The following is an 11,956-nucleotide window of genomic DNA, read 5'->3' on the forward strand; positions in this document are numbered from 1 at the left end:
ATCGCTTGAGCCGGGAACTGCTCGGCACATGCTGGCCGCACGCCGCGCACAGCGACCCCTGAGCCCAACGAAGGGCTCGGAGTTGTCCGGCGCGTTGTTTGGTAGCGGCCACGGTGTTGGATCTAGTCTGCCCCAATGGAGACAAGGTTAAGCGGAGACGAGTTGTGTTGGAACGCAATCAGCTGACATCGCGCTCCCCGAACGCTCCGAGCGCGCACATTACTATGCTTTGTCAGGGCGCGCCTCCGCATCTGCTTTGAGCTTCTCGAGACGCTCCGAACATACCTCGTGAACAACCCGACCCAGCTCCTCGACCTGTTCGCCGAGCCATTCGAGCTCTTCCTTAGAAATGCGATAGTGTTTGGAGTAGCGAGCCTTGACGTAGGCTTCCTTGAGCTTCTCGAAGCGGGCGCGATCTTTCCGAGTGTCGCGTGGCCAGACATATGTAAGGCGAGCATCGATGCGCTCAGCCTGAGTGCGGAGGAAACCAAGATTATGCACGTGCGGGGTGTAGAAGGTGCAGACCAGTAGGACACAGTGATACAGACTCTCTGAAGCTTGATGCATCAAGAACGCAGCTCGCTTGTACCTTCCTTTGCTCATTAGGTGAGTGGCACCGTCCACAAAGTCGTTCGCGCCGGGCATCCACTCGTCGAAATACTCTTGCGCCATGGCGAGCGCCTGCGTGGGCGTCTTAGGCTTCGGTGTGTGCAGTTCAGTGTCATCCGACTGGTACACAGCGATCCCGTCATCCTTCACGTCCATGAAGAAGTAGCGACCGTGGGCGAGCCCATCGTTCACTTCCTGCAGTGTATGTACGATGAAGTTGACCGGGGTCTTAAGCGTCTGCGTGACACCGTATTCGCGCATAAGACGATCATCGAGCTTGGACCAGTACTTCACTCGGTCAACCAGGCGCTTATCGTTCACAATGATAAGCAGATCATAGTCCGACTGGTAGCCCTTGGCGGTATGCGGCTCATCCACCCAGGTGCCGCGCGCGTAGCTTCCGTAGAGGATCACCTTTAGGATGCGCCCGGCCTTTTTCCACTCGTGTTTGGCGAGCGCAAAAGCATCGTCGAATTCCTCGAAGATAAGCTGCACCACGCGTTCCAGTTCGCGCTGCTTTTGCGGGGGCAGATGATCGAGGTCGGTCTTCATCATCCGACACCTAGCAAGGTGCTGGAATGGTTGCACCTGTCGAGTGCAAAGGCGCGCGGTGACGGCGCCCCCCAAAGCGCTGAGGAGCCGCGCGCTGGCGCGCCGCGCGTTAGCAACAATCCGATGAGGATTGTCGTTAGGATTGTTAAGGGACGCTGTGTCCCAGCATTCCGGCGGGTTTGAGGCCTTTCTCGGTTCCCGATAGTCCGAGTTTCCGGTTCCTGTTCGTCCGAACAATCGGGTTCCCGATAGTCCGAGCGGACCAGCGCCTTATCCACAGAGTAGGCCATCCCCATTTCTGGGGATAGGGCTTGATCCAAGAAGCGCGTAAGCGGCAGGTTGCAGGACTCAAGTCCAATTCGAGCCATCCTGATCATCTGGAAGTTCTGGCCTCACGGCCAGCCAGGAATTCGCTCATTGTGTTCTTTCGTGTCACGCGATCGAGCGAGTAGGCGCTCTCTTGAAATCGCGCTCCCTTGAGGAGAGCATCGACATAGCCAGCGATCATGTCGGCGGCCGTGATCAGCGTAGCATCGAGGACATGAATATATTTGCTGGTGATCGACCCCTTTGCATGCCCCAAGAGCGCGGCGATCGTTATTTCCGTGAACCCAAGATCGTTGCCGATGCTGGCGAAACTGTGTCGCAGGACATGAGCCGTAACGCCTTCCAGCGGCGTGCCATTTAGCAACTGGTTCCACTGCCTCGGGAAGCCGCCAAAGGCGGTGTCTGCCCCATAGCCCGGGAATACGTAGCTGCCTGTTGCCGTTTTGTGCTCCGCCTCCAGGAACTCGATCACCGGCAGGCCAACAGGTCGGATCGACCTGCCTTCCTTGCTATCGGAAAGTCGAAGACAACTGCCGCTGAGATCGACATCGCACCATTTGAGATTGATGATCTCGCTTCGCCTGCAGCCGGTGAGCGCGATCTGGCGAATGATATCGGTTGATGGCCAGAACTGTTCGTTTTTCTTCGCTTCGATGAGCAACTGACCCAAAATGCCATATTCGGCCTCGGTTAGCCTCCGCTCACGAACCTCGTATTTCGGCTTCTTGATGCCGTGCGCTGGATTTCGGTCGATGACCCCCAAGTCAATTGCGTAGGTGAGGATGCCGCCGATCAGGCCTAGTGTGCGTGTGGCGGTTCCTGGACCACCCTTCACAATCGACTTGCCCCGTAGCTTTTTGGTTTTGACGACAATACTCGACCGGCCTGCGATAATATCGCGCATGATCTTGACCATGTCGGCCCGGGTGAGATCCTTGACACGCCGACTGCCCATCAAGGGAATGACATGACGCTTGATCCGCCCGATGTCGGTATCGATCGTGGATTGCTTCTTGGGTTGCCCGCCTTTGCCGAGGATAAGCCCGTCTTCAAGGTCTTGAATGTAGCGTTCGCAAAGCTGCTTCATCGTCATCGCCCGATGATCTTCCTGTCGCTCCTCTGCGGGATCATCGCCGGTTGCGACGCGACCCAGCTGGGCCTTGGCTTCGCGCCGGGCAAGCTCGGCAGTCCAGATTCCGTGCAGCCCAATCGCCATGCGCCGCGATCGTCCGCACTGGCGGTATTGAACGATGTAGCTTCGTTTGCCTGAGGGGAAGACACGCAACCCAAAACCGGGTAGTTCTTCGTCCCACAAGATGTAGTCCTTGGTCTTGGCTTCGGCTGCTTCGACAGCGCGTTTGGTCAATTTGACCATGGCGATCTCCGTCTCGGGACCTCGAATTCGCGTAAGCGTGAAGGAAGCACGCGGCGGCAAGTCGAGGCGTAAACGCGGTTACGCCAGCGCAAACTGCAATCAATCTAAATCACTTAATAACAGTAGTTTAGAGTAGAATTTCGTAGTCTGGCGTACCGGATTTGTACCGGCTCCGAAGGCAGAGGCCAGAGGTTCGAATCCTCTTGGGTGCGCCATTGCCCGTCATTCCGCCGGAAATGCGCCGCGCGTGCGGTTGGCAAGGGCGACCAGCGACAGCATGACGGGCACTTCGACCAGAACGCCGACCACCGTGGCCAGCGCTGCCCCGCTCGACAGGCTGAACAGGCCGATGGCGACCGCGACGGCCAGTTCGAAGAAGTTCGACGTGCCGATCAGGGCGCAGGGCGCGGCGATGTTGTGCGGGATCCTCCATGCCTTGGCCGCGGCATAGGCGATGGCGAAAATGCCATAGGATTGCAGGATGATCGGTATCGCGATCAGCACGATCAGCAGCGGGTTCGACACGATGGTCCCCGCCTGAAACGCGAACAGCAGGATCACCGTGGCCAGCAGGCCGACGATCGACCATGGCTTCAACCGCGCGGTGAACGCATCGACCGATGCGATATCGCCGCCGTGGCGCGCGATCACCCGCCGCCGGGTCAGCGCGCCCGCCGCCAGCGGGATCACGACATACAGCACGACGGAGAGCAGCAGGGTTTCCCAAGGCACGACAATATCGGTCACACCCAGCAGCAGCGCGACGATGGGCGCAAAGGCGACGATCATCACCAGATCGTTCACCGATACCTGCACCAGCGTATAGGCGGGGTCGCCGCGCACCAGTTGGGACCAGACGAACACCATGGCCGTGCATGGCGCTGCCCCCAGAATGACAAGGCCCGCGATATACTGGTCGGCCGCGCTGTCGGACATCAGTCCTGCATAAAGATAGTCGAAGAACAGCACCGCCAGCGCCGCCATGGTGAAGGGCTTGACCAGCCAGTTCACCACCAGGGTCACGATCAGCCCCTTGGGCTTGCGGCCGATATGTTTCACGCTGGCAAAATCGACGCCCACCATCATCGGATAGATCATCGCCCAGATCAGCACAGCGACCGCGAAATTGACCGAGGCATATTCCAGCCCGGCCAGAACGCCGACCAGATCGGGCGCGACCAGCCCCAGCGCCAGCCCTGCCAGAATGGCGGCCAGCACCCAGACCGACAGATATCTTTCGAATGTGCCCAGCGGAGAGGGCTGCGCGGCGGTGTCGTTCATGGCGATATCCTGAAAGCGAAAGAGGTCAGCCGATGCGCAGGCCGTTGTCGTCGACGATGTGTTCGCCGTCTTCCTTGGTAAAAGCGCCGCGCTGGCGGGCCGGAATGATGTCGAGCACTTCTTCGGACGGGCGGCAGAGCTTTACCCCCATGGGCGAGACGACCAGCGGGCGGTTGATCAGGATCGGGTGTTCCATCATCGCATCGATCAGCGCGCTGTCGGGCAGGGCGGCATCGTCCAGACCAAGCCCGGCATAAGGGGTGCCCTTTTGCCGCAGCAATGCGCGCGGCGCGATGCCTGCCCGTTCGATCAGGCTTTCCAGCATCGCACGCGACGGCGGGGTTTTCAGATATTCGATCACATGCGGCTCGATCCCGGCATTGCGGATCAGGGCCAGCGCATTGCGCGACGTGCCGCAATCCGGGTTGTGATAGATGACGATATCGACGTTCATGCCTGTGTTCCCGTTTCGCATTGAACCGGCGGCTGGACGCAATCCGCACCGCCGCAGCAATTTTCCAGAAGGAAGCCGACCAGACCGTTCATTGCCGCATAATTGGCGCGATAGATGATCGAACGGTGCTGCCGCTCCTGATCGACCAGACCGGCGGCGTGCAATTGGGAAAGGTGGAAGGACAGCGAGCTGTTCGGCACGCCCAGCGCATCGGCGATGGCCCCTGCCGCCATGCCGTCCTGCCCGGCCTGCACCAGCAGACGGAACAGCGCGAGCCGGTGTTCCTGTGCCAGAGCGGTCAAAGCCGTCAGTGCGTTATCGGCATTCATCGTGCGGGTCGTGGCCTCTTATTTCGAATATGGTCGAAATGAACATCTGCGGGGTGAGAGTCAATCGTTGTTTCGAGTATTATCGAAATGAGTGTGCATCGAATAAAAAGGGGCGGCGCTGCCCGTTGGCTGCGCCGCCCTCCGATTGGCCGTTACGGCGCGGGATTTACCACACGATGCGCATGTTCCCGCGCAGCGCGATGGCAGTGTTGTCGAACCGTTCCTCTGCCGACAATTCGCCGCCCATGATGACGCCGCCGGGGCCGCCCATCACGCGCAGGCGGCCATACCACCCGCTGGTCGATGTCTCACCCTGCAGCGTGAAATCGTCGCCGTCGGCAAAGCGGGCCGTGGTTTCGCCCAGATCGCCCGCCAGCACTTCGCGCCAGCCGCCTTCGGTCTCGATCCGCAGCCAGCCATTGTCGCGCGAACCCATGCCCATCAGATCCGCGCCCAGCACCATGCCCGCGCTCAGGCCCAGCTCGTCGCTGCTGCGCTTGTCGACGGTCAGGTCGAGCGCTTCGTCGCCGCCCCTCTCGCTATAGCCGTCTTCGTCCAGCTTGACGTAATCGACCATCACTTGCGGGCGGAAGAAGATATACCGCCAGCCGCCCTCTGCCGAGGCGCCCGCCGCAAAGCTGACGAAATCGCCGTCCCACTTGCCCTTGATCGTGCGTTTCACGCTCTCACCGTCGGATGTGCCGGTAAACACGCGCTCGCTCTTGATGTCCGACCGGCCGATCGCGCCGCGCAGGAAGCCGGCAGCCGGTCCCCAATTGCCGCGCCAGTGCGCCGCCACTTCGTAAGAGCTGTTCTTGACGTCGCTGGCCATGCCGTTGGTATGCTGGTTCCACAGGCTGGCGATGGTCGCGCCGACATGGCCGAAGCCGGTGTCATATTCGCCGGTAAGCGAAAATCCGTGGCCCTGCAGATCATAGGCGCCGCTGTCGCCCAGCCCCTTGTCGCTGTTCCACAGCGCAAGATTGAGCGTGGCGGTAAACGCGCCATCGTCGATGATCGGGCTGACCGGGTCCTGCATCTGGCGGATCAGCGTGCGTTCGCCTTGTGCGATCCCTTCGAACACGCCGCCCGCATGGTCGGGCAGCATGCTGGCGACGGTCTGGCGGAACGCATCGCCATCGGTGATCGACAGGAAGCTGCCTTCGATATCCTCGTCCTGCGACAAGGCGGCGAACACCGCGTCATAGGCCGCCGCGCCCGAACGGTTGAGCCCCAGTTCGGCGACCGTGCGCCGCGCGACATCGACCGTCAGCGTATTGGCGGGCGCATCCTCGCTGATTTCGGCCTTGAACATATAGGGGACCAGCGTGTCGACCGTTTCCAGATCGTCGAGCCCCGTGATCGACGCGGCGGTCAGCACATTATAGCTGCCCTCTGCCGTGGCGACATCGGCCAGCCGCAGGGCCAGCTTTGCGCCATCGGCAAAGCTGGCGGTGCCCGCGACGGTAATCGCCGTGCCGCTGCCCGCCGCGCTGTCGAGCGTGGCGATCAGCATGCCGGTTTCCCCGACCGACAGCGATGCGATGCTGGCGGGCTTGTTGATGTCCAGCGTGCCGCTGGCAACGCTGACGGCCAGATTGCCGCTGTTCGCCAGTTCGCCGGAAAAGAACGAATTGCCCGACAGTGCCAGCGTGCCCGCACCGCCGCCGAAATCGGCGCTGCCGATAAAGCTGGAGGTTCCGGCCAGCGTCATCTCCGAAGTGCCGGTGCCGAAGGACACCTTGCCCGTCTGGACCGCATCGCCGCTCAGCCGCAGTGCATCGTCGCCTGCGCCAAAGTGGACGTCGCCGGTCAGCGTGCCGTCTGCCAGATCGAGCACGTCGTCGCCGCCCGCGAACAGTACATCGCCCGTGATGGCAGGCGCGGCATGGCCCGATGCAACCTGCGTCTGGCGCACGATCGTATCGCCATTGGCAGCGGACAGGTCGATGGCGATGTTGCGTCCCGTGCCCGCCTTGGCGCCGGTGGCCGAAATGCTGCCCGCATTCTCGATCAGGGACAGCGTGCCGCTGGCGTCGCGGATGGCGACGGCGGTGCCGTCCTCTGCCGTGGCGACGGCCTTGATCGATCCGCTATTCTTTACCGTCGGCAGGCTGGCACCCTGTTCGACCAGCACGGCGACGGCGCGCGTATTGGCGGCAGAGGAGTCGCGCGCCTCTATCGTGCCGGAATTCTGCAGCAGCGGCGTGCTGGCCCCCGCGCCAAGGCGCAGCGCGGTGGCATTCGCGCCGTTCGACAATGCGCCGACGCCGCCCGAAATGCCGATGCCATTGGCGATGGTGACGCCATGCCCCTGTCCGCCGATGGCGATGCCGTTCGCGTCCACGCCGGTATAGACGCCGCGCCCCTCGGCGACGCCGTCGACGATCAGGCCGAATTTGCTGGCCGTGCCTGCCACCTCGCCGATCGCGATATCGCGGTCCGCCGATCCGATGGAGATCGCCGCCGCCTTGCCAAAGGATGTCACCTTGGCCGAACCTTCCTTGGAATCCTCGATCCCGTCGGAATCCTCGTCATTATTGGCCGGATCGCTGTCCTTGGGCGCGATGGCCAGGATGATGCCGCCGCCGACATTGCCCTCGATGCTGATGGCGGGGCCGCCTTGCAGCAGATCGTCGGCGTCCAGCTTGGTCGCATTGGCCGGTGCGCTGGTATAGCGATAGCCGCTGGCGCTGATCGTGCCCTGCACCACCATCGCGCCCGACACATCGCCGCCAAAGCGCGCGCCGATGGCGTCCTCGCCCCTGGCCTCGACCGTGCCGGCCAGCCGGACCTTGCCGTTAATGGCCTGCGCGTCCACGCCAATGCTGCGGTCGCCCAGCACGCTGGTCTTGCCGTCATGCACCAGATCGCCGGTCAGCGTGCCGCCCAGCGCGATGCCGGCCGAATCGTTGCCCTCGATGGTAATGGTGCCGCTGTTGACGATCTTGCCGTCATGCGCGCCCATGGTGCGAATGCCATAGCGGTTGCTGCCCAGCGCGAAAGGACCGTCGAGGTCGCCGTCATTATCGTCGTCCTTGGGCGTATAGGGTTCGTCGATCGTGATCGTGCCGGTATTGACGATATCGCCGCCGGTGCCTGCCGCCGCGCCGATGCCGGTCGCGCCGTCGGCGTTGGAAATGGCGATCTTGCCGCCATTGGTGACCTTATGGTTGCTGTCCATCGTCACTGCCGTGCCGCCATTCACGGTGACGGAGCCATTGCTGGTGATATTGATCGCATCCGCCGCCCCGTTATTGACGGTCGAGGTGGCAATCGGCGCGGTGCGCGCATCGGTGACATCCTTGGCGCCGGCCGTTGTCGAGGCGATGGCGATGGCGGCAAAGGCGGTAGAGCAAAGCAGGTTACGCACGGTTCTGGGCATCCTTCAGATCGGTTACGATCCGTCAGACGGAGCCGGCGCGGCGCTGCCTTGAAAAAACCTGAGCTTAAAAACCCTGACCTGAAAGACCCGAACCGGAAAATTTCAGAACCTGCGGTCGATGCCCAGCCTGATCGTGCGCGGGCGCAGCGGCGTCACCTGATCGCGGCTGTCGCTGAACGGCGTGCCGAGCGAGAAGCGGTTGCCGCGCATGTCGGCCAGGTTCGAAATGCCCAGCGTGATACCCAAATCGTCACTGCCGATCCGCACGTCGATCCCGCTGTCGAGGTAATCGCCCTGCCGCTCGCCCAGCTCGGGCCCGATGCCAAGGCGCGAAGGGCCGACATAGCTGGCCCAGCCATCCGCCGTCAGCCACCAGTCGCGGCCGACCGGCGCGCTGTAGTTCACGCCCAACCGCCCCGCGAATTCCGCGATATTGGGTATCTGCCTCGTGCGCGAACGCAGTTCGGGCTGCGGCTCGTCGATGCGGCTATGGTTCCATGTCGCGCCTGCCTCTATCCGCAGGCCCCGCGCCACTTCCGCCGCGCCCGACAGGCTGGCCGACCAGATGCGACCGTCGCCGATATTGGCGGTGCTGGGCAGGCCGCTGCCATCGACATAGTCAGCCTGGATATCGCGCCAGTCGGTATAGGAAAGGCTGACCGCCATGCTGAACGGATCGCCGCTGGCAGGGCTGCTTGCCCCCGCGCCGGAGCCCGCCCGCCCGTAGCGCGCACCGATTTCCCATGTGGAGGTGCGGTCGTTCCGGAAACGGCGGACGAATTCGCTTTCGATGGCCAGCCCGCCCGGACGGAACCCCTGCTGGTAACGCGAATAGAGCAAGGCGCGGTCCGACAATTCGGCATGCAGCGCAAGCGAGGGGAGGAAATCGACCTCGGTCCGCCGCGCGGTGATCTCGGCCCGCGCAAGGACAAGGGCGGGGGCGATGACGGGCGCGACATCGTCGGCCCCGCCGCCCAGCCGCGCCCATGTCAGCCGCCCGCCCGCCGTGGCGACGATGACCGGCGCAATCCGGTAGCTGGCTTCGCCATACAGCGTCGCCTCGTCCACGATATTGGTAACGCCGGGCGTATTGGCGCGCATCGCGACGATCAGCTCGGAAAACGGCTCGACCGGCGGTTCATAGCGGATGAATTCGCGGCGGATATCGCTTTCGCTATGGGTCAGGCTGGTGCCGACCAGCCAGCTGAAACCATGGCTTTCGGGCGACCACAGCCGCGTTTCATTGGCCACCATGCGCGCGCGGTTCGACTGGACGAACAGCCGGTCGGTCGACATTGCGGTGGCGGCGTCGTACCGCTCCTCAAGATCCTGATGCACGATGCCGGTGGTAGATCGGAAGCGGATACCCCCGAACGCGCCGTCCACGACCACGCTGCCAAGCGCGTAATCGATGTCCGCCCCCTCGGTCACGGCGGCAGTGCTGGTCAGCGGCGGATCGCCGCGATCGGCATATTGGGCATCGCGCGCGTCGATGGTCTGGCCAAGGGCGGTCAGCTCGACCGCCCAGACGGGCGACACTTCGATCCGCCCCGTCAGCCGCCCGCCCGCGATCCGCGTCCGGTTCACGTCGTCGCGTCCCGCATCGGGCTTGTCGATATAGCCGCCCAGCGACGCCGCATCGACCGTTGCGCGAAAGGCGATATTGTCGGTGGCGGGGATATTCGCGGTCAGGCTGGCATCGCCGCCGGGCGACCCGTGCTGGGTCAGCGATCCCCCGATCTGGCCCGACAGGCTGGCATCGCCCATGCGCGGCGCATTGGGCACCAGCCGGATGATGCCGCCCAGCGCCCCCGCGCCGTAAAGCGTGCCCTGCGGCCCTTCCAGCACTTCGACACGGTCAAGGTCCGACAGGCGCAGATCGGGATCGGGCGCGTTATAGCTCAGCCGCAGATCGCCCCAATATTGCCCCACGGTCGATTGGGTGGGGCCGGTAAAGCTGGAATCCGCGATGCCGCGAATGAACAGCTTGTTGCGCCCGCTGCCCAGATAGGTCGAGGATACGCTGGCAATGCGGCGCGTGATCTCTTCGCTGCCGCCGCTGCCGCCCAGTTCGATCAGCCCGCCATCCAGTACCGAGACTTGCGCCGGGATCTGTTGCGGCGACAGATCGCGCTTGCTGGCCTGTACCACGATTGGCGGCGGTGGAGGCGGTTCTGGTGGCGGCGCAGCGGCTTTGCCCGCCGCAGCGGGGCGGGAGGGGCGCGGCGCGGCGCGGGGCGGAGCCGGTTCGATCCGCCACGACCGCGCGCCGGTCGGCACCGCGCGGGCGCCAAGCGCGGCGGCAAGGCGGCGGACCGCTTCGGGTGCGGCCATGCGTCCGCGGATCGCGGGCACGTTGCGACGGGCAAGGCGCGGGTCGGTGATTATAATGCTGCTGCCGGTCTGCCGCGCCAGATTGATCGCCACTGCCCCTGCGCGCCCGCCATTGGCCGACACGTCATTGGCCGATACCTCTTTGGCCGGAACTTCGGCTTCGCGGGCATGAACGGCCAGCGGTGCGGCCAGCAGGGCCGCGGCAAGGCTCAGGCGCGACAATCGCATTACCGCGTGCCGATCACCCATGTGCCCGATTGCTGCGTGATGCCGACATCCAGCATCGGGCCAAGGCTGGCCGGATCGTCGCGCACCGGTTCGACCAGTATCGATCCGGTGACCGGCCGGTTCGCACTGGCCGGATCGACGGCAAAGGACAATCCGGTCGCGCGCTCCAGCTCCATCGCCACCGCGCCAAGGCTTTCGCCATCGAAACTGAGCCGACCTGCGCGCCAGTCCCCCACCTGCGCGATATCGACGCTGCCAAGGCGATAGCCGTCAGCGCCGCGCGACAATATCTGTCCCGCGGCCACATGGACGTTCTGCCTGTCGGGATTGAACTGTACCGCCCCTTCGGAAACGGCGACGCTGAATGCCGCATCGTCGAGGCGCACGTCGAACACCGTACCGACATCGACGATCCGGTCCTGCCCGACCGTTACGCGGAAGGGCGCGTTTTCGTCATGGCGCACGGTAAACAGGGCGCGTCCCTGTTCCAGGCTGGCATAGCGCGCATCCCTGCGATCGAACGCCACGCGCGATCCGCCCGCGATCTCGACCTTCGTCCCTTCGCCCAGATCGACCAGTTGCATCGTGCCGGGCGCGGTTTCCACCGTATAAAGGTCGGGCGCGGTCTGCCGCCACAGGGCAAGGCTGACCACCGCGACCAGCGCCATGGCCAGAACGCCCCCCATCCAGCGGCGCCGGCTTGGCGGTGCGGGCACGAAATCGTCGTTCGCCGGCTGGGTCGCGGCCAGTATTGCGCCCGCTTCTTCCGTGGCGGCCGCGATCCGGTCATACGCATCGGCATGCGCGGGATCGCGTTCCAGCCACAGCGTGAACGATTCCCAATCGTCGAACGCGGGGTCGCCCGTCCGCACTGCCCAATCCAGCGCCTGTTCGCGGATGGTTTCGTCAATCGCCATGGCACGCTCCTTTGCCCAAGGAGACGGAGACATTTGCCTTATGCCTCATCGCGCCGCTCCTTCCATTCGAGCAGCGCCCGATAGGCGGTTCGCAAATCGCTCTCAACCGTGCTGATGCTGATGCCCATTTCGGCGGCCACTTCGCGCTGCGACAGGCCATCGATT

General features: G+C 63.6%; 9 protein-coding genes (1 of these 9 running past the window's edge). All 9 read right to left on the bottom strand.

The features are described from left to right. Positions 1–222: 222 nt before the first annotated feature. Entirely contained in the window at positions 223–1,161 is a 939-nt protein-coding gene (locus LOZ74_RS00080; protein ID WP_230293962.1) for a HEPN domain-containing protein, read from the bottom strand. Positions 1,162–1,534: 373 nt separating this feature from the next. Continuing rightward, positions 1,535–2,863 (bottom strand): site-specific integrase, encoded by a 1,329-nt coding sequence (locus LOZ74_RS00085; RefSeq protein WP_230292372.1) that lies wholly within the window; start codon positions 2,861–2,863, stop codon positions 1,535–1,537. A gap of 222 nt (positions 2,864–3,085) precedes the next feature. Next, positions 3,086–4,144 (bottom strand): ACR3 family arsenite efflux transporter, encoded by a 1,059-nt coding sequence (gene arsB / locus LOZ74_RS00090; RefSeq protein ID WP_230292373.1) that lies wholly within the window; start codon positions 4,142–4,144, stop codon positions 3,086–3,088. A 25-nt stretch (positions 4,145–4,169) separates the two neighbouring features. Further along, entirely contained in the window at positions 4,170–4,598 is a 429-nt protein-coding gene (arsC, locus tag LOZ74_RS00095; RefSeq protein WP_230292374.1) for an arsenate reductase (glutaredoxin), read from the bottom strand. Continuing rightward, a complete protein-coding gene (locus LOZ74_RS00100; protein ID WP_230279496.1) occupies positions 4,595–4,927 on the bottom strand; it encodes a helix-turn-helix transcriptional regulator in 333 nt (110 codons plus the stop codon). The genes arsC and LOZ74_RS00100 overlap by 4 nt, the downstream gene beginning before the upstream one ends. Positions 4,928–5,093: 166 nt before the next feature. Next, the gene (locus tag LOZ74_RS00105) at positions 5,094–8,300 is read right to left on the bottom strand and encodes an autotransporter domain-containing protein (RefSeq protein ID WP_370638854.1); all 3,207 of its coding nucleotides are present in this window, start codon (positions 8,298–8,300) and stop codon (positions 5,094–5,096) included. Positions 8,301–8,414: 114 nt separating this feature from the next. After that, positions 8,415–10,895: a TonB-dependent receptor gene (locus LOZ74_RS00110; RefSeq protein WP_230292376.1), complete on the bottom strand. Its 2,481-nt coding sequence runs from the start codon at positions 10,893–10,895 to the stop codon at positions 8,415–8,417. Beyond that, a complete protein-coding gene (locus LOZ74_RS00115) occupies positions 10,874–11,791 on the bottom strand; it encodes a FecR domain-containing protein (protein WP_230292377.1) in 918 nt (305 codons plus the stop codon). Before LOZ74_RS00115 ends, LOZ74_RS00110 begins: the two co-directional genes overlap by 22 nt. Before the next feature lie 38 nt (positions 11,792–11,829). Further along, on the bottom strand, positions 11,830–11,956 hold the 3' end of the coding sequence (locus LOZ74_RS00120; protein WP_230292378.1) for an RNA polymerase sigma factor. 440 nt of this gene lie beyond the right edge of the window; the window shows 127 of its 567 coding nt (coding positions 441–567); its start codon lies beyond the right edge, outside the window; the stop codon is at positions 11,830–11,832.

Origin of the sequence: Croceicoccus sp. Ery5 (assembly GCF_020985325.1) — a bacterium.
Taxonomy (GTDB): domain Bacteria; phylum Pseudomonadota; class Alphaproteobacteria; order Sphingomonadales; family Sphingomonadaceae; genus Croceicoccus.

What these genes read in the sequence shown, in the direction of transcription:
- LOZ74_RS00080 (WP_230293962.1), bottom strand. Translation starts at nt 1,161, where the DNA reads ATGAAGACCGACCTCGATCATCTGCCCCCGCAAAAGCAGCGCGAACTG.
- LOZ74_RS00085 (WP_230292372.1), bottom strand. Translation starts at nt 2,863, where the DNA reads ATGGTCAAATTGACCAAACGCGCTGTCGAAGCAGCCGAAGCCAAGACC.
- arsB (WP_230292373.1), bottom strand. Translation starts at nt 4,144, where the DNA reads ATGAACGACACCGCCGCGCAGCCCTCTCCGCTGGGCACATTCGAAAGA.
- arsC (WP_230292374.1), bottom strand. Translation starts at nt 4,598, where the DNA reads ATGAACGTCGATATCGTCATCTATCACAACCCGGATTGCGGCACGTCG.
- LOZ74_RS00100 (WP_230279496.1), bottom strand. Translation starts at nt 4,927, where the DNA reads ATGAATGCCGATAACGCACTGACGGCTTTGACCGCTCTGGCACAGGAA.
- LOZ74_RS00110 (WP_230292376.1), bottom strand. Translation starts at nt 10,895, where the DNA reads ATGGGTGATCGGCACGCGGTAATGCGATTGTCGCGCCTGAGCCTTGCC.
- LOZ74_RS00115 (WP_230292377.1), bottom strand. Translation starts at nt 11,791, where the DNA reads ATGGCGATTGACGAAACCATCCGCGAACAGGCGCTGGATTGGGCAGTG.